The sequence below is a fragment of the Vibrio sp. 2132-1 genome (assembly GCF_033344315.1).
Window position 1 is genome coordinate 91,345 of sequence record NZ_JAWPON010000004.1, and the last position, 18,919, is coordinate 110,263.

15 protein-coding genes are annotated in these 18,919 nt (G+C 45.7%); 7 read left to right on the forward strand and 8 right to left on the reverse strand.

Features of this window, described 5'->3' with window-relative positions:
* Positions 1-145 precede the first annotated feature (145 nt).
* The 6 genes from R8N47_RS05435 to R8N47_RS05460 all read left to right on the forward strand — a co-directional run bounded on the left by R8N47_RS05435 (position 146) and on the right by R8N47_RS05460 (position 7,555).
* Positions 146-1,756, forward strand: a complete 1,611-nt coding sequence (locus R8N47_RS05435) for a peptide ABC transporter substrate-binding protein (RefSeq protein WP_064353858.1) — start codon at positions 146-148, stop codon at positions 1,754-1,756.
* 144 nt (positions 1,757-1,900) lie between these two features.
* A complete protein-coding gene (gene oppB / locus R8N47_RS05440) occupies positions 1,901-2,821 on the forward strand; it encodes an oligopeptide ABC transporter permease OppB (RefSeq protein WP_005377838.1) in 921 nt (306 codons plus the stop codon).
* A 9-nt stretch (positions 2,822-2,830) separates the two neighbouring features.
* Entirely contained in the window at positions 2,831-3,763 is a 933-nt protein-coding gene (locus R8N47_RS05445; RefSeq protein WP_005377839.1) for an ABC transporter permease subunit, read from the forward strand.
* A gap of 10 nt (positions 3,764-3,773) precedes the next feature.
* Positions 3,774-4,757 carry an ABC transporter ATP-binding protein gene (locus R8N47_RS05450; RefSeq protein ID WP_017820901.1) on the forward strand — a complete coding sequence of 328 codons (984 nt, stop codon included), beginning with the start codon at positions 3,774-3,776 and terminating at the stop codon, positions 4,755-4,757.
* Between the two features lie 9 nt (positions 4,758-4,766).
* Complete coding sequence (locus R8N47_RS05455; RefSeq protein ID WP_064353857.1) at positions 4,767-5,759, forward strand: ABC transporter ATP-binding protein; 993 nt, start codon at positions 4,767-4,769, stop codon at positions 5,757-5,759.
* Positions 5,759-7,555 carry an aminopeptidase P family protein gene (locus tag R8N47_RS05460; RefSeq protein WP_064353856.1) on the forward strand — a complete coding sequence of 599 codons (1,797 nt, stop codon included), beginning with the start codon at positions 5,759-5,761 and terminating at the stop codon, positions 7,553-7,555. The genes R8N47_RS05455 and R8N47_RS05460 overlap by 1 nt, the downstream gene beginning before the upstream one ends.
* Positions 7,556-7,716: 161 nt before the next feature.
* Here the strand turns inward: R8N47_RS05460 and R8N47_RS05465 are convergent, their stop codons facing one another.
* Positions 7,717-10,161, reverse strand: coding sequence for a collagenase (locus R8N47_RS05465; RefSeq protein ID WP_262594016.1), 2,445 nt, complete (start codon positions 10,159-10,161; stop codon positions 7,717-7,719).
* 302 nt (positions 10,162-10,463) lie between these two features.
* On the opposite strand from R8N47_RS05465, the gene R8N47_RS05470 reads away from it, so the two are divergent.
* Entirely contained in the window at positions 10,464-10,898 is a 435-nt protein-coding gene (locus R8N47_RS05470; protein ID WP_017820898.1) for a hypothetical protein, read from the forward strand.
* A gap of 120 nt (positions 10,899-11,018) precedes the next feature.
* Here R8N47_RS05470 and R8N47_RS05475 read toward each other — a convergent pair whose 3' ends face one another.
* From R8N47_RS05475 to R8N47_RS05505, 7 genes are all read right to left on the reverse strand, one after another.
* The gene (locus R8N47_RS05475; protein ID WP_064353854.1) at positions 11,019-11,867 is read right to left on the reverse strand and encodes an ABC transporter permease; all 849 of its coding nucleotides are present in this window, start codon (positions 11,865-11,867) and stop codon (positions 11,019-11,021) included.
* A gap of 2 nt (positions 11,868-11,869) precedes the next feature.
* Positions 11,870-13,150, reverse strand: coding sequence for an ABC transporter permease (locus tag R8N47_RS05480; protein WP_064353853.1), 1,281 nt, complete (start codon positions 13,148-13,150; stop codon positions 11,870-11,872).
* The gene (locus R8N47_RS05485; protein ID WP_048626301.1) at positions 13,147-14,268 is read right to left on the reverse strand and encodes an ABC transporter ATP-binding protein; all 1,122 of its coding nucleotides are present in this window, start codon (positions 14,266-14,268) and stop codon (positions 13,147-13,149) included. Before R8N47_RS05485 ends, R8N47_RS05480 begins: the two co-directional genes overlap by 4 nt.
* Before the next feature lie 73 nt (positions 14,269-14,341).
* On the reverse strand, positions 14,342-15,256 hold the full coding sequence (locus tag R8N47_RS05490) for a dihydrodipicolinate synthase family protein (protein WP_005377851.1): 915 nt from the start codon (positions 15,254-15,256) through the stop codon (positions 14,342-14,344).
* Positions 15,257-15,312: 56 nt separating this feature from the next.
* The gene (locus tag R8N47_RS05495; RefSeq protein WP_005389759.1) at positions 15,313-16,287 is read right to left on the reverse strand and encodes an ornithine cyclodeaminase family protein; all 975 of its coding nucleotides are present in this window, start codon (positions 16,285-16,287) and stop codon (positions 15,313-15,315) included.
* 87 nt (positions 16,288-16,374) lie between these two features.
* The gene (locus tag R8N47_RS05500; protein ID WP_017633955.1) at positions 16,375-17,448 is read right to left on the reverse strand and encodes a polyamine ABC transporter substrate-binding protein; all 1,074 of its coding nucleotides are present in this window, start codon (positions 17,446-17,448) and stop codon (positions 16,375-16,377) included.
* A gap of 124 nt (positions 17,449-17,572) precedes the next feature.
* The gene (locus R8N47_RS05505) at positions 17,573-18,829 is read right to left on the reverse strand and encodes an FAD-dependent oxidoreductase (protein ID WP_318070267.1); all 1,257 of its coding nucleotides are present in this window, start codon (positions 18,827-18,829) and stop codon (positions 17,573-17,575) included.
* Positions 18,830-18,919: the final 90 nt, after the last annotated feature.

The window sequence follows — 18,919 nt, forward strand, 5'->3', positions numbered from 1 at the left end:
CAAAGAAATTCCCCTAGCTCACTTTTTGAGACCAGACAGCTCAACACCTGACACCCTGTTACAGTAATGTTAAAACTCGATTGTGTAGACAATTTATACAATATACATTTTTGGCATCTTTCAGGATGAAAAGAGTGAGACAAGGATGAAATTACCTAAGTTGCTTTTATTAGCGTCGATGATGAGTCCAATACTGGCAACATCAAGCTATGCCGCGCCGTATCCCTCAGGTGTGACCCTCGATGAGACACAAGAAATTACGCTAAACAATGGGGCTGAAGTTACTTCTATTGACCCAGCCAAGCAAGCCGCAGAGCCCGCTTTTAATCTCGGTCGAGACCTGTTTGAAGGTCTGGTCATTCAAGATAAGCAAGGTAAAACCATTCCTGGTGTTGCTGAGTCTTGGTCAGTCAATGACAACAATACGGTTTATACCTTCCACTTACGTGATGCAAAATGGTCAAATGGCGAAACGGTCACTGCACAAGATTTTGTCTACAGCTGGCAACGCTTACTGAATCCAAACACTGCTTCACCGTACGCTTGGTTTGCGGCCATTCCAAATATCGAAAACTCGCAAGCGATTATGAAGGGCGAAGCCGAGCCTGAGTCTTTGGGCGTGAAGGCGCTGGATGAAAAAACGTTCCAGGTAACACTCGAAGAGCCTATTCCCTTCTTTACGAAACTATTAAGTCATCCCGTACTTGCACCCGTTCACAAAGCGACCGTCGAAAAACATGGCAACCGTTGGACCCAGCCTGAGCATATCGTTACAAATGGTGCGTTTACTGTCTCTGAATGGAAAGTTAACGAAAAACTGGTGATGGTTAAAAATCCACATTATTGGGACGCAAGCAATGTAGTGCTGGAAAAAGTCACCTGGCTACCAATTGGTGATGCAAACGTAGTGCTAAACCGCTACCTAGCTGGTGAGATAGACCAAGCGGTTTCCATTCCTGCCGCTCAGAAGAAAAAGTTAATTCAACAACGCCTACAAGAAGTGGCAAGCACCAGTGCGTCTCTTGGCTCCACATTCTATTACCTCAACACTCAACAAGGGCCAACAAAAGACGTGCGGGTTCGTAAAGCCCTCTCATATGCCATTGACCGTCAACTGTTAACAAGTGCTATTTTGAGAAACGGTGGGGTTCCAATGTATACCCTTGTGCCACCTCAAACAGATGGTTTTAAATCTCACACTCCTGAGTTCGCAACTTGGAACCGCCATAAACGTATCGAAAAAGCGCAGCAATTACTGTCAGAAGCTGGATACGATAAAAGCAATCCGCTTAAGTTAACGTTTACCGTACCAACTTTCTCGATGGACGTAAAAATGGCAACCACCATGGCAGGCATGTGGAAAAGCCGATTGGGTGCGCAAGTCACGATAAAACAGCTAGAACCGAAAGTGTTCTACGCACTTAAAGAGCCGACCGACATTACTCGCGGCGGCTGGACGGCTGACTACAATGAAGCCTCTACATGGTTGGATATCTTCGTTTCTAGTGGCGAGTACAACGATTCTCGTTATAACAACCCGCAATACGACGAGTTAATGGCTCGCTCAAAGACCATGAGCAACCCATCAGAACTGTATCTACAAGCAGAAAGCATGCTGATTGAAGACATGGCCATTATTCCTATTTATCGTCCGGGTAACGATCAATACCTCATCAAGCCTTACGTGGGCGGCTACGAACTGACAAACCCTGAGTCGTCGTACTACCGCAAGAATGTCTATGTAAAAGCCCACTAAAAGCATGTTTTCGGTCTGAGTCGGCAAGTTCAATGTTTACTTGCCGTTCCTCATATCTCTCGGTGGAGAAGGCAACCTGAGCTCAGACCATTTTTTATTCATAACCGTTCGAAGTGATTTCGGATGACCAAAGGATGATGGATCATGATTTGGTACATTGTTAAGCGATTAGCTATCGCTATCCCCACGCTTCTATTCATCGCACTCGTATCATTTTGGCTGATGCACATTGCACCAGGGGGGCCATTTGATATGGAACGGCCTATGCCAGAAGTGGTACGTGCGAATATCGAAGCAAAATTCCATTTGGACCAGCCCTTCCTTACTCAGTTTTGGATTTACATTGGTAATTTCATACAAGGAGATCTCGGTCCGAGCTTCGTTTATCAAGACTTCAGTGTTACACAGCTCGTCGCACAATCATGGCCAGTTTCAGCAGTATTAGGCGTACTCTCCTTTTGTATTTCCGTTCCACTTGGCATGTTGCTTGGCACCATTGCGGCATTGAACCGAAATAGCCGCCTAGATTACGGCCTGATGACACTTTCGATGACTGGAGTTGTGGTTCCGGCTTTCGTGCTTGCTCCGGTTTTAGTCATGATTTTCGCTATTCAGCTTGGCTGGTTCCCTGCTGGTGGTTGGGAAGGAGGAAAGCTGGCTTTTCTTGTTCTTCCCGTGCTCAGCTTAGCGATTGGCTCCATTGCGAGTATTGCACGCGTCATGCGTGGCGCAATGATTGAAACGCTCAACCAACCATACATTCGAACGGCAAAAGCCAAAGGTTTGTCCACAACCTACATTTTATTCCATCACGCTTTGCGACCATCCCTGATTCCCGTCGTTGCGATGCTCGGCCCTGCGTTTGTGTCTGTTGTGACAGGCTCGGTGATTATCGACATTTTCTTTGGTACAGGTGGCATGGGACAACACTTTGTGTCTGGGGCTCTCAACCGCGACTACGGCCTAGTAATGGGCATTACTCTGATTGTCGCTTCACTCACTATCTTCTTTAACCTTGTGGTCGACTTGCTATATACGATTATCGACCCTCGTATACGCGTTTAGGAGTCCGGTATGTTAACGATCAAAAAACTGGATACACAAGCTCTTCAAGATCAAGTCGTCGACAATATTGAAGCCGTCGAAGGTCGCAGTCTTTGGCAGGATGCATGGACTCGATTTCGTAAAAACAGAGCCGCGATGACATCAGTGTATGTTTTGGCTTTCATTACCTTATGCATCACTTTCGGCCCCTCTCTTGCCGCTTTTGGCCATGATGAAATTGACTGGGAAGTGCTCATCGATCCATACGAGCTAGGGAAACCTTCACTGAGCAGTGGCCATTACTTTGGTACCGATGATCTCGGGCAAGATGTCTTCGCTCGCACGATGCAAGGTGGCAGGCTCTCTATTTTGGTAGGTTTTGTTGGCGCCTTAGTCGCCGTTGTTATTGGTACGATTTGGGGAAGTATTTCCGGCTATCTTGGCGGCGTTGTCGATAGCGTAATGATGCGCATTATTGAGGTGCTCGATTCGGTGCCATTTATGTTTATGGTTATCCTGTTTGTTACCCTTTTTGGCAACAACATCTACCTGATTTTTATCGTGATCGGAATGGTATCTTGGCTGGGCATTGCCCGTGTTGTACGTGGTGTCACCTTCGGTCTAAAAAAGCGAGAGTTCATCGAAGCCGCACACTCTATTGGGGTTTCTAAATTGACAATTGTCCGACGCCATGTTCTGCCTAATGTGCTTGGGATCGTGATGGTTTATTCCTCCTTAATGGTACCAGGATTCATTATGTTCGAATCGTTTTTGAGCTTCTTAGGGCTTGGTGTTCAACCACCAGACACGAGCTGGGGAATCCTAATTTCCGAAGGCGCAAAAACGATTGACGTTGCATTGTGGATGCTGCTTTTTCCCTCTCTGTTTTTAGTTGCCACCCTCTTTTGTTTTAACTTCATCGGCGATGGCTTGCGTGATGCTCTTGACCCGAAAGACCGATAAGGACAAACCCATGCTATCTATTGAAAACATGAACGTGCGCTTCGATACGCCAGATGGGCAAGTGCAAGCGGTCAGTAATCTCTCCTACTCGATTAAAGCGGGCGAAACTCTTGGGATTGTTGGGGAATCAGGTTCGGGAAAAAGCCAGTCTGTTTTCGCATTAATGGGGTTAACCGCGGATAACGGCGCCGTGTCTGGAAGCGCAATGTTCCACGGTGATGATTTACTCGCGATGTCTAAAAAGCAGCTCAACCGCATCCGTGCAGAGAAAATCGGAATGATCTTTCAAGATCCGATGACGTCACTCAACCCATTTATGAAAATTGGCAAACAGCTTTGTGAAGTTCTCATGATTCATAAAGGAATGACCCGAAAACAAGCAAAAATTGAATCGATTCACATGTTGGATGCGGTGCGTATTCCCTCTCCCGAAACTAGGATGAATCAATACCCTCACGAATTATCTGGCGGAATGCGTCAGCGAATCATGATAGCGATGGCCTTGTTGTGTAAGCCCGAGTTGTTAATTGCAGACGAACCAACCACCGCGTTAGATGTAACCGTTCAAGCTCAAATTTTGACGCTATTACGAGACTTACAACAAGAGTTCAATACGGCTATTTTACTGATCACTCACGATATGGGCGTCGTCGCCGAGATGTGTGATCGCGTATTGGTCATGTATGGTGGTCAAAAAATGGAGCAATCAGATACCGAGACATTGTTCGCTCAACCTGCGCACCCCTACACTCAAGGCCTGCTAAAGGCGATTCCTTCCATCACTGAAGATATGCCGCGTTTACCAACCATCCCAGGTAACCCACCAAGTGCGTTGATTAACCATCAAGGGTGTCCGTTTAAAGAGCGGTGCGAGCATCGAGAGACGCGTTGCCAATACGAAACCCCACGGTTTTCTCCATTAAACACGAGCCAGTCCATTGCCTGTCACGTTAAAGCACCCAGTGTTATCACTCCCATTCAAATAAAAGCTTAAGGAGGCGTTATGAATAAAAAAGAAGTCCTCATGTCTGCTCGTGATTTAAACGTCCACTTTCCTGTTTCACGTCATCTTATTCCAAGTCGACGTAAAATCGTGAAAGCGGTCAATGGTATCGACTTAGATGTTTACCGAGGTGAGACACTTGGCATTGTGGGGGAATCAGGCTGCGGAAAATCAACACTTGCACGCGCCTTACTTCGCTTAATTGAACCTACACATGGCGAGTTGACTTGGAAAGGTCAAGACATGCTCGGGTTTAGTAAAAAAGAGCTTTCCTCTCGACGCAGAGAATTTCAGATGGTGTTTCAAGACCCATCCGCTTGTTTGAATCCGAGATTAACCATCTCAGAATGCATCGCCGAACCACTGCTCACCCACGAGCCAAAGCTTAAACAGGCAGAGGTAGAAAAGCGTGTCATCGCTATGATGGATAAAGTGGGTCTCTTGGCGAGCCAGCGAAACCGCTATCCACATGAATTTTCCGGAGGTCAATGCCAGCGTGTGGGCATTGCCAGAGCATTAATTCTCAATCCAGATTTGGTCGTGTGTGATGAACCCGTTAGTGCGCTAGATGTCTCCATACAAGCTCAGGTCATCAATCTTCTAGATGATCTTAAACAAGAAATGGGGTTAACACTGGTGATGATTGCGCATGACTTAAGCGTGGTGCGCCATATCAGCGACCGCGTTATGGTGATGTATCTTGGTAAACCTATGGAAGTAGGACGTTACGATAAAGTATTTGATGATGCACAGCACCCCTACACCAAAGCACTGTTATCTGCTGTCCCGATAGCTAATCCGCAATTAGCACGTGACCGTGAAATACAACTATTGCCCGGCGATCTTCCTTCTCCACTTAACCCACCTAGCGGTTGTGTTTTTCGTACTCGATGCCCAGAAGCCACAGAAGTATGCGGGCAACAGAACCCAATAAAAACAGGCTCGGAGCAGCATCATATCTATTGCTCAAATATGACTTTAGGAACCATTTAATGAACAATACTAACTCAGTAAACCAACGCCTTACGTTATTGCGTGAGGCAATGTCCTTTCACAACGTGTCTGCATATATCGTGACCAACAATGACCCACATAACAGTGAATACTCAGCGGATCATTGGTTAGCGCGAAGCTGGATTTCAGGTTTTACCGGTTCTGCAGGCGATGTCGTCATTACCCAACAAGGTGGTGGCCTGTGGACTGATGGTCGTTACTATATTCAAGCTGAAGAACAGTTACACGGCACAGGGTTGGAACTGTTTAAAGCCAAACAACCAGAAACGCCGACAATTGCCAAATGGCTAGCTACCACGCTCCCAGAAAACAGTATTGTCGCAGTTGACGGGCGCGCCATCAGTTACGCTTTTTATCAAGGCCTCAAACATGCCTTTGAAGCGAAAAGTATTAAGATCATTCTCGACCTGGATTTACTCGCACCGATTTGGCTTGAAAGACCACTTCGCCCAAGTACACCCGTATTCGAGCATCCCACCGCTTTTGCTGGCGTTGACACAGAAAATAAGTTAGCAAGAATCCGTTCTTGGTTATCCGAGAACCAAGTAGATAGCTTATTAGTGTCAACGCTAGATGATGTCATGTGGACAATGAATATTCGAGGTGGTGATACTAATTACTGCCCAGTTTCTGAAGCCTATCTAATCGTAGAGCAATCACTTGCGACACTGTTTATTGATAAAGCCAAACTGCCTCAAGAAGTTGAAAGAGCACTGACCGAGCAGAGTGTACACATTCGCCATTACAGCTACGTAAGTCAGTATTTGAATCAGCAATGTGAGGGATTATCGCTCGCTTTTAGCCCTACCCACACAGACAGCTTATTGGTGAGTTCGATTGAACGGAATGTGAATCTAAAACCAATGGCTTGCCCTGTAACGGCAATGAAGGCCATAAAAAATGAGACCGAACTAACCAGCCTAGAGCAGGCATTAACAGATGATGGTGTGGCAATCGTAAGGTTTATGAACTGGCTAGAAGAGCAAGTTCCAAGCGGATTCGTTACAGAATTGTCTGCTGAGGCACAACTGAACCACTATCGCCGTCAAACCCGACATTATGTGAGTGACAGTTTCCGCACTATCGCAGGCTTCGCAGCTCACGGGGCAAAAATGCATTATGCCGCCGATGAAGAGAGTAATGCGGCGGTCAATGAAAGCAACTTCTTTCTTGTCGATTCTGGTGGCCAATACCTTGGCGGGACAACAGACATCACCCGTACTTTCCACTTCGGGTCACCGACCATTAAGCAGCGCAAAGATTATACCTTGGTGCTCAAAGCGGTCATCCGACTGACTCAGACTCGATTCATGAAAGGCTCTACGGGTGCCAATCTTGATATCATGGCGCGCGGCGTCTTATGGCAACATGGTATTGATTACAAGTGCGGCACTGGACACGGCGTAGGCATTTGCTTGAATGTTCATGAAGGCCCACAAAATTTCTCGCAAAGCCACCGCGAGGTTGAGCTAAAACCGGGTATGGTCATTACTAATGAACCAGGCGTGTATCGCGAAGGTGAGTACGGAGTAAGAATAGAGAACATTCTTAAAGTTGTAGAAGTAGAACAAAATGAGTTCGGCACGTTTTACGGTTTTGAGACCATCACTCTTGCTCCAATTGCGACCAACGCCCTTGATTTATCAATGCTAGATCAAGCAGAGCTAGACTGGCTCAATCATTACCATTCACGAGTCTATCAAGCACTTAGCCCTTTTCTTGATACGCAAGATAAAAACTGGCTTCAACGCGCAACCCAACTTATTGAGAAATAGGATATCAGCAAGCTTTATAACGTTTTCATTTTCATCTCAAACTCCTTGTTTGCCAGCCTTCGGGCTGGTTTTTTTTATAGAGATAACGGCGTGAAAAACAAAAACGCCCCGCAATGTTAGCGAGGCGATCAATTAAATTAAAATGATGCAGTTAAAATGCCCTACTGACGACACTTCTGAGCATCAAAATCAACGACGATGGCGGCACTCTCAAAGTCCCCAGAGACTTTAACGTAGCCCCAGTAGTTACTCTGATTTGACAACGTAATACACTCTCCATTACCAATATTATCTGACCACCCGTGAAGATTAGCACCATCCGGCCAACCAGAGTTACTGTATTCAAGCTTTAGGTTGCCCATACCGTTCCCCGTCGTTATCGCCAGATTTGAGCTCTCATTCACCGCTGGCACGCTCAGCCAAATGGTTTGTTGATTTGCCAAGCAAACAGGCTCTCCTGCTGTTAGGCGCCCACCGCTTACTTTACTTTGCACCGCGCAGTCTTGTGGCAATGTGTCATTACCGCCCAACGTTGAGATAACAACACTATGAGTGGCGGTTGCCGTCAAGCCTTCACTGTCTGTCACACTTAGACTGACCGAATACTCCCCTTCACTCCCATATTGGTGCGTCGGCTTGGTTTGTGTACTTGTCGAGCCATCACCGAAGTCCCATAAGACGCTGACGATCTTCCCGTTTGGGTCTGTACTGTTTTCACTGCTAAATGTAATGCTTTCACCGACTTTCCCCTTGTTGTTTGCGGTTATGACTGCATTAGGTGCACCATTTGAGACAAGGGCTTGCTGCCACTGCTCAAACTCACTTTGATATAAATTCGCCCATTGGGTGATCGTTGCTTTGTAATTGCTCCAATTCCCTTGGCGTGTTTCCACCAGCATTTGGTTTACGTCATCTTTATGATTTTCAAACATAAAACGTACAGCTAAGTACCCCCAACGATAAATTCGATCGACATCAAACCCATCATAAGTAGTCTCGAAAATCTCACTTAAGGTATATGTCGAGCCGTCTAAAATCGTCTCAAGTGCTGCTTGGTTGTCATTTTCTTGAGCGACATACTCTGCAATGCCTTCACTCCACCACACTATTTTTTCAGTTGGATGACTAAACCCTCCATAGAGATCAAATCGACCATCTAAGTAATGCACGTATTCGTGCTCTAAGTTCCAGACAAAGTGATCCGCGTTCGCATAAGAGGCTTCATAAGCAATAAAGTTGGGAATATTCCCCGGCTGGGAAGGATCGCCTTCCAAGTACATACCGCCATTGTCAGTACTAATATCGAAAATTGGCCCTGCGTACTTACCATAATCGGTGCTTGAATCGAAGATATTGACTTGGATCTGAGTATTGTGGTCATCTTTTACTGGCTGTTCACCAGTTTCTAATGACTGATGAAAGTAACCCTCTTCGTAACCCATTTTAGAACATGCGGCCGCGTGTTGCTCTTGCGTCATATTCTGGGACAATATTCGAATTGTTGGACTACAAGTATAAGTTTGCGATAGCACTAAGCCTTTTAGCTCAGTTTCGAAATTACAAATTCCGAACTCACTACAATCTGCGTAATATGAGGCAGTGTCCGCCGCCGCAAGCCAAACCGCGTCACCCCGACCATACATTTCATACTGTTCAAAGATTCGACTCAGCTGACTCTTCACAACAGAACTCGCGTTACCCGTATACTTGGTCAAACGCCCGAGCTCTCGCCCCGCATTCGCGGCCATGAACTCATCTTCAGCACCGATTGATGATGCCCTCAGAGCAAAATCGCCTAAAGCTTTGGCAAGGTCCGTTTGGTTGCCAATTATTTGCACAAATTGCTCGTTCCACTGCCCACCAAACAAAATAGTGAAAACACCGTTAACTGCATTGCGCATATACCAGTGCTGGGCGTATTGATCATTCCAACGTGTAAGCCACTGGGTCACTTGCGGTAAGTACGCGTGCTGCAAGCCCGCACTATCCATAGTGATGATGACTTCACTAAGCACTTTGCCGTGACGGTCGCTGTTCTCATAGAAGTTTGCGTTATTAACAAACGCATCCACGGATTCTTTCACCGCTGGGGTAACCCATTCAATAAATGAGATGTTGTCATTGTAAAACTCGGCGTAATAACCCGCGCGCAAGTATAAGAAAAACGTTTCGAGTTCATCGCTCCCGCCACCTGTATACCCCTTCGCCAATGTCGTAGTGCGCTTCGCAATGTTGTACATATGATCGGAGCTAAATACCGACTCCTGAATCCGACTTTCAGCAGAGAATAACTGGTTCACGCACGTCGCGCCCTGACTTAAAATTTCGCTGATCAATTGGTTACTGCTTTCGGTAACCAATGCTTCCAAATCACAAGCAGTGCTCGACTCATCAAGGCTTTCAAGTGACTGTACTCGAGTTGCCTTGGAGGGCTGAATAGGGAGAGTTGCGGTTGGTTGGTATTCAACTCGATTGGATTCAACACCGTGTGTATGAGCCGAATGTGCATGTTGCTCTGTAACTTGAGAAACTGGCTCGCTTAACGCAAATACGCCAGTGCTGGTTAATGTTGTCGCAATCGCGACACTCAAAGTCTTCAGTTCCATCTAATTTCTTCTATATTGAGTTTTCCTTAAATGCATTACGTCTTTTGCATCGCCACTGCCCTTATTACTGCAAGAGCATCTCCATATAATCTACTCGCAAGACAAGATGAAACATTTTGTTAACAACTGAACGTGACGGTGTCAGTTTTTGGTACTCGAGTTGCCGTTGCACGAGCTTGCCAGAAATCGATTTGCTTTAGTAATATTGATCAACTAGTTGTTTATCTTTCCATTCAAATATCTTTTATTGCTCCTCACAAAAGCGATAAAATGGTTTCTTTTCTTTTTGCTAAACAACTCCTATGACCGACGCTGATATTGAGCTACAACATCTTTGGTTAGAAGTCCAAGCCGAACGCTGGCAAAACCTGCCACGCTTTTTATTCAGTTACTACTGCTACAAGCACAACCTTGTCAGTAAAACCAACAAAGTTTGTTGGGAGACGGCACGTGCAAGACTGCCCGCTTCAACATCAATAAAAGAGCGAAAAAAGGCGGTGGTTGAACCGTTAGTCCCTGAGGAAGCCGTGGTTGGGTTATTGAAAGCCATCAGCAAAGATGGGGAAATGACATTTGACGTGATGGGAACCACACTTGATACGTTTTTGCATTATGTTGTGATTAGCAAGGAAGAAAAAGCGCGACTTAAATCAAACATGCCAGCTAGTTGGTATCAGCAATCAAACAAGTCGCCTTTGGCACGTTTCGAGCAAGCTGGCATTAAGCTACCAGAGTGATATGTCAGTCATCGCTGAAGATACACAAAAAAGACAAGCGCCTACAATGAGGCGCATTTGGTCAAAAATTGAGGTGCCCCTAAACAAAAGTGCAAAGTGACCAACAAAGAAAAAGTTTGGTTACTCTTGAATGCCTCGAATGCGTACATTACGTCTACGCAAAACTTCTAATGTCACGAGCAAACACACCGACATAAAAATCAACAACGTAGCGACCGCCAATATGGTCGGACTAATTTGCTCTCGAATTCCTGACCACATCTGCCTCGGAACGGTTTTTTGTTCTGCCCCAGTCAGGAATAACGCCACCACAACCTCGTCGAACGAGGTGCCAAAAGCAAACAAGCCGCCAGATATCATCCCCGGACGAATCAGTGGAAAGGTAATGTGTCTGAAAGTATAAACAGGGTTTGCGCCTAAGCTAGCCGCCGCTTTTACCAAGCTATGGTCAAAGCCGCTTAACGTCGCAGTAACGGTAATGACGACAAAAGGCGTACCTAACGCAGCGTGTGCCAAAATGATGCCTAAATAAGTTTGTGATAAGCCAAAGCGTGTGTAGAAAAAGTACATCGCAGCAGCAGAGATAATGACTGGTACGATCATGGGTGAGATCAACAGCGCCATAATCGTATTGCGAAAAGGCAAGTTACTACTTGCTAAACCCAACGCCGCCAGAGTTCCTAGCCCTGTTGCAACGAGTGTCGCCATAAAAGCAATAAACGTGCTGTTTTTCAGCGCCAACAGCCACTGATCACTAGTAAACATTTCTTGATACCAGCGAGTAGAATACGCTGCCGAGTCAAGGTTTAAAATCCCCTCGGTAAAAGTAAAGTAAGGCGTTGCATTAAACGATAACGGGATGATGGTCAGAATTGGAGCGATTAAAAAGAACAGCACCACCCCACAAAAAGCTAAGTAACCTGCGTAAGCAACTCGCTCTACTTTTGATGCATAGTTTGGTAATGCCATGGTTATCCCCCTACCTTAAGGTTGTTAATGCCAACCACACGGTTGAACATATAAAACAGAACCAGTACAACGAACAAAAGCAGTCCACCCAATGCGCCAGCCATCCCCCAGTTCAGTGATGTCTGCATATGATAGGCAATCATATTGGAGATCATCTGTCCGCTTCTTCCACCAACCAAAGCGGGCGTAATGTAGAAGCCAATAGAAAGAATGAAAGTAAGCAAGGCCCCCGCACCTATACCCGGTAACGTAAGCGGCATATAAACTTTGATGAACGCAATGAAAGGCGTCGCGCCTAGAGAACGAGCGGCTCGGAAATAAGTTGGGCTAATTCCTTTCATTACGCTATACAGAGGCAGGATCATAAAAGGCAACAGAATGTGCACCATAGACACCACCGTTCCGAAGGTATTGTGAATCATCTGAATTCGCTCAGAAGTAAAACCCGACCAAATAAGGAGATCATTAATGACCCCTTGGTTTTGCAGCAGAACAATCCAAGACGTGGTTCTGACTAACAATGATGTCCAAAATGGCAGCAGCACAATAATTAAAAGTAAGTTCGCGCGCTTATCAGGTAAATTGGCAAGCAGGTAAGCAACGGGGTACGCCATCACCAAACAAGTTAAGGTGATTGAAATAGACATCCAAAAAGTTTTAAAGAAAAGGTCGACGTATATTTGGCGTTTTTCTGGTTGGGGCTCAATGTCTCCAAACTCATTCACTTGCAAGTCTAGCGCTGCAAGATAATGACTGAATGTTAATGCGCCACTAAGATTCTTAAACGCCGCCCAATATTTAGGATTAGCCCAACGCTTATCCAGCTTAGCCAACTGTGTCACCGAGATCGGCAGCGACGTCAACCGAGACAACTTTCTGCCGGTTTTCATGAGTAAACTGCGCATACCAGACTCTTCAATATTCATCCGGTTGGCTATTTTCGGTAGCTCTTTGCTTTGATAAAGCGCAAGTACCTCAACAGAGAATGCCTCAATGACTTCTTGATGAGGCTGACCTTGATAATCCCAACTTTCTAAAGCTTGAATAGTTTGTGGGAGTGACTGGGATATTTCTCGGTTATCCACGCTTCGAAAAAGCATGTCGAGGATAGGAAAAGCAAACGTAAGCAGAATAAAACACACCAATGGCGTTGTGAGCATAATGGAGCGAAGCTTTTTTCGGCGCTCTGCCTTTTGCAGCTGCGCTTTCAGATTGGTTTCTTGCTCATGAACTTGGCGTTCGATTTCCAATACAGAATCTAATGCGGTTAGCTCTCGACTCATGCTGCTACCTCGCTACTTTGAGTTTGTGTCCCATCAAGAGCATGGCAATCGTCACTTTGCCAACCAATACGACAAATTGAGCCAGGCGTTAACTGCAAGTGTTTACGATTATCGTTAGGTACTTTAACGATGAAGTGACCAACGCTCTCTACTTCGACGACCAGACGATAATGATCACCGTGATAAATCAATTCTCGTAGGACGCCCGAGACTTGGTTCTCACAAGACGCTTTCTCTGGTTGAATAACAATCTTTTCTGGTCGAATGGAAAGTGTTGTTCTCTGCCCTTGCTCAGAGACTCTGACAGGTTTCGCAGTAAATAACTCTTTCCCAACGAGCACTTGGCAATACTTTCCGTTCCACTCTTTGACTAAACCTGAGAGTTGGTTGTTTTCTCCGATAAACTGCGCAACAAACGTATTACTCGGAGATTCATAAAGCTCGGTTGGTGTCGCGAGTTGTTGCACTTCGCCGTGATTAAAAACCGCAATACGGTCGGACATAGTGAGAGCTTCGTCTTGATCGTGCGTCACATACAAAATGGTAATGCCAAGCTTTTCATGCAAATGTTTAATTTCCATCTGCATTTGCTCACGCAGCTGCTTATCTAACGCGCCTAGTGGTTCATCCATCAACACGAGTTTAGGCTCAAACACTAATGCTCGCGCTAACGCAACACGCTGTTGTTGACCACCTGATAACTGCTTCGGGTATCGAGTCGCAACATGCTCAAGCTCGACCATTTCTAATACACTCTGAACTTTGCTTTGAATCGTGTCACTGTCGAGTTTTCGCACCTTTAAAGGAAACGCAAGATTCTCAGCAATGGTCATATGTGGAAACAACGCATAGTTTTGAAACACCATACCAATATCACGCTTGTGCGGCGCGAGATGATTGACAGGAACGCCATCAATATAAATGTCTCCACCGGTCGCAGTTTCAAAGCCTGCTAGCATCATCAAGCAAGTGGTCTTGCCCGATCCTGACGGCCCCAACATAGTAACGAACTCTCCAGGAGCAATATCTAAGTTGAAGTCTTTCACCACCAAATTCGTGCCATCGTAGGTTTTCTTAACGTGTTGAAAGCTGACATAGTCCTTGTTTTCCGTGCTCATGACTTCCCTCTTCTCATTTTTTGAATATTACGAATGAGTAGAGCGTCAGTTAACGCTCTACTAAACAGCACAATTACAGATTGTATTTGGATAGGTCTAAGCGGGTTTCTAACGCATGTTCAACCATTTGAATGACTTGTTGACGCTCTTCACCTTGTAAGAGTTGGCGTGGCGCACGAACTTGTTCAGAACCACGTCCGCAGACTTGCTCGGCCAATTTTATGCACTGAACCAGCGTAGGAATGGTGTCTAAACGCAGTAGGGGTAAGAACCAACGGTAGATCTCTAACGCTTCAGCATAACGACCTTGGCTTGCCAGTTTATAAATCGCAACGGACTCTTCTGGGAATGCGTTGGTTAAACCAGAAATCCAGCCGGTCGCACCTAGCATCAATGATTCAAGAGCGATGTCATCAACACCACTGAACACGGTAAAGCGGTCATCAAATTTATTGTAAAGCTCGGTGATACGACGAGTATCAGTGGTCGACTCTTTGATAGCTACAATACTTTCAAACTCAGCCAGTTTCGCCATGATGTCGAGGTTTACATCGACACCATAAGCAACCGGGTTGTTGTAAATCATGATTGGCATTTCTGGCGTTGCTTCTGCTAGCGTGCGGTAATATTCGAACGTTTCGCTCTCAGACGTGCGGTAAACCATGGCAGGCATCACCATACAACCATCGATACCAATTTTGTACGCATCCTGCATGTAATCAACAGCTGCTGTGGTAATAGACTCTGCTGTACCAGCAATCAAAGGCACACGGCCATTTACGACTTCTTTTGCCGCTTGCAAGACCTGGCGTTTCTCCTCCGGGTACAACGCACAGTTCTCACCGACAGTACCCAAGCAGATAATGCCATTCACACCATCTTTAATTTGGTTATCTATAACAGTTTGCGTTGCGTCTAAGTCGATTGACTGATCTTGACGAAATTGCGTACTGACCGCCGGATAAACACCTTTCCAATCAATTTTCATGAACTACTTTCCTTATATGTATATTGTATGCAATTTAAATGAACGAGCAAAAATGCTCAGGCATGGCTATCTATGCCATTTTCTAACAACACCGCCTTTACAGCGGCCAAATCAGCCAAAGCACTGCCAACTGATTTGTATAAAGTAATGACCTCATCGTTTTGACGTCCTGAGATTTGTTGGGCGCAAAGCTGCGGTAATTCCCCTTTAATATCGTCTGACGTGAACACGCCCTCTTGAATTGGAATGAGAAGATCGCCCGCTTCGGCTAATACATTAATACGGCTATCAACATACACCTGTGCTCGTTGCACTGCTTCGGAGTCGCATTCACGCTTATCCAAGTCATGATTACCGACCAAATCAATATGGGTGCCCGGCTGCACGTCTGCGCCATTAAACAAAGGCTCTGCTGATGCGGTAATACAGCTGATGATGTCAACGTGTTTGATAACGTGGTCCACATTTTCTACGACTGAAACACGGAACCGACGCTCATCAGGAAGCGACTGATACTCTGAAGATGACACAATGGCATCTACCGTCGCCTCGGCTTTGTCTGAGTTACGCCCCCAAATATAAACCTGCTTAAGTGGGCGAACCGCAGCGTATGCCCACGCAAAATAAGGCGCAAGATTGCCCGTTCCGAAGATCAACAGACGATCAGCATCCGGACGCGCTAAATAGTCCGCTGCCAACGCAGAAGCTGCGGCGGTGCGCCAAAACGTTAAAACTTTACCGTCCACGAGTGCGAGCGGCTCACCATCGTTTCGTCTGAAAACAAGCAGCTTAGATGCAAGCGTATCTTTGCCTTGCTCAGGGTTATGCGGGAAATACGTAAAGGCTTTCACCGCAATCAACTCCTGGTTCCAAGCTGGAAGTAGCGCAAACGCCTCGTATTCTCCCTCTTCTAAGGGCATAACTCGGCGTTGAGGTATTGTTGCTGGCCGCGAGTACATTTCACGCATCGTTTCAATAAGAGACTCCATTGTTAAACATTGCGCGACTTGCTGTGCTTCGATGACTTTCATTATTTCTCCGAAAACATAAATACAGTTGAGGAAAAGTACGGAACCTCGCTTATGGATGAAAACTCGGTCCCATACAAAAATTAACGCCTAGTTAAGCAGCCAGGTGTTGAACTCTTCATTGAGTTCATCCGCGTAGTCTGACCACCATTCATCGTTAATCAGGAAGGCAGTTTGGAAGTTTTGAGGTGCGGTAGGAAGGTTCGCTAAAATGTCTGGGTTCACCTCCGCCGAAGACGACTTACGCGTAGGCCCATAGGCAACGTACTTAGCTTGATCAGCTAATGGTTTTGTTCCTGAAGAAAAAGCAATAAAGTCCAATGCAAGCTTTGTGTTCTCACTCCCTTTAGGTATCGCCCATCCATTCATGTAACCCATTTGACGGTCCCATATAATCCGAAATGGTTGACCTTCATCTTTACGGGCATTGTGGATTCGGCCGTTAAACGCCGAGGCGATCACCACTTCTTTGTCTGCAAGCATTTGAGGTGGCTGGGCACCTGTTGTCCACCACAGTACTTCTGATTTGATCGTATCCAACTTAGCAAAAGCACGCTCACGCCCCGCTTCGGTTTCGAGCAGGCTGTAGACCTCTTCTGGCTTTACACCATCAGCCAATAGTGCCCACTCAAGATTGCCCTGAGGTTGTTTTTGCAATGCACGTCGACCTGGAAAAGTTTTTAGGTCAAAAAGATCGGTCAACTTGCTTGGCAAAGCCTTACCTTTAAACGCGTCTTCGTTCACCGCTAATACAGTGGACACAACGATGGTATTGATTGCGCATTCGTGAATCGCACCATCAATAAAATCCTCTTGTGCTGGTGTTCCATCAGCTCCCGGAGGCAAAATACTTGGGCTCACTGGTTCTAATAGCCCTTCTGCACAACCACGAACAATGTCCGGCTTGTCGAGAGAAACCAAATCCCAGCGCACATTGTTCGCTTCCACCTGTGCTTTAATTTCGGCTAATCCGCCGCTGAAATCCTCGGATACGATCTCAACACCTGTTTTTTTAATGAAAGGCTTATGATATGCCTCCACTTGGCTCTTGGTGAATGCACCACCCCAAGATACGACCGTCAATTTGTCTTCAGCATAAGCAGAGGTCCCCAACAGCATTCCTGAAATCAACAGCGCCAATGGTGCTTTGGTCATTCGTGACATGTTTTACTCCTTTTGGTTGTTTTTCTGGAGGCATCCGAGTACGGCTGTTGGATACCAGTTTTTGTTAAAATTAAGTTAACATTAGCATCTAATATATTTTATACAATATTTAATATTAAATTTTTCAGGCAAATCGTTGTAATGAAAAAGGTGAAAGATCAATCGATGTCGGCTTTCCTTCGATAAGCTCTAAAAGGAGATCTGCCGTAATCGCCGCTTGAGTTAATCCAAGGTGTTGGTGGCCAAATGCCAGTAATACATTTCCATCCCAAATGCTATCAATAACCGGTAACGAGTCGACTGTTGAAGGCCGATTACCCATCCACTTTTCTCCTTGCTTGAGTGGATGTAACCCCGATTCAAACATCTCATCACCTAACTTAAAAAGCATTTCTGAACGTTTCATATTGGGTGGTGACTCTACATCGGCATACTCAACAGTGCCTGCCAAGCGTAGCCCACCAGACATCGGAGTCATGATGAATTTTCTATCGGCAGAGCTAATAGGAAATGGCAGTACATCATGCTTGTCGTCCACCATTAGGTGATAACCTCGCTCGGCTTGAATAGGCACTTTGACTCCGGTTAGCTGCCGTATCAAAGGCTTAGAATGTACACCAGCAGCAACAATGATTCGGTCAAATGAATACGTTTGAGACTCAACCAGCACCTCGCCATTTTTCGCCAACGCAGATACACCGTTTTGTAAAACCTTACCGCCAAGAACTTCAAAAGCTTCACTTAGCTCAACACAGAGCTGATAAGGGTCTAGCGTATGACCTGTATCGGGAAAAAAGACGCCGACACGAACCTTATGGCTGAGATCAGGTATCCGCTCTCGAATCGCCTCTTGTGTCCAAACTTGATACGCCACACCGTTTTTAGCCAGTGAGTTAAGCGTGCTTTGATAATTCTGAAACAGTTTCTCGTTTTCAAAAGTGAGCAATGAACCATTCATTTTTATTAGATGCGCTTTTCCGATTGAATCAAGCACGCCACGCCAACTTGCCACTGACCGCTCGTTAAGACTCTTAATCGCGTTTTTTGCCCGCTCCGCGGCTGATGGCTTGGTTTGTAATAGAAAACGAACCATCCACCCGATTGTGTTTGGAATATCTTGCCAACGGATCGAAACCGGACTTTTGGGATCTAGCAGCATTTTAGGTAATTGTGGAAGCAGCGCTGGCGTTGCAAGAGGGAAGATTTGCTCAGTCGCGATATGGCCTGCATTTCCCTTAGAGCATCCATTCCCCACGCCATTGGGATCAAAAATCGTGACTTGATAACCTTGCTGCTGCAATTTCAAGCCAATTGATAAGCCAATAATCCCCGCACCTATCACAGCGATCCTTTCCTTTTTAGTTTCATCCTTGACCAACATAAATATGCTCCGAGTCACACTTGAAAACGTAGATTGTATACAATATATTTTACATTACGTTAACATCACTATTGTTTAATTCAACCATTT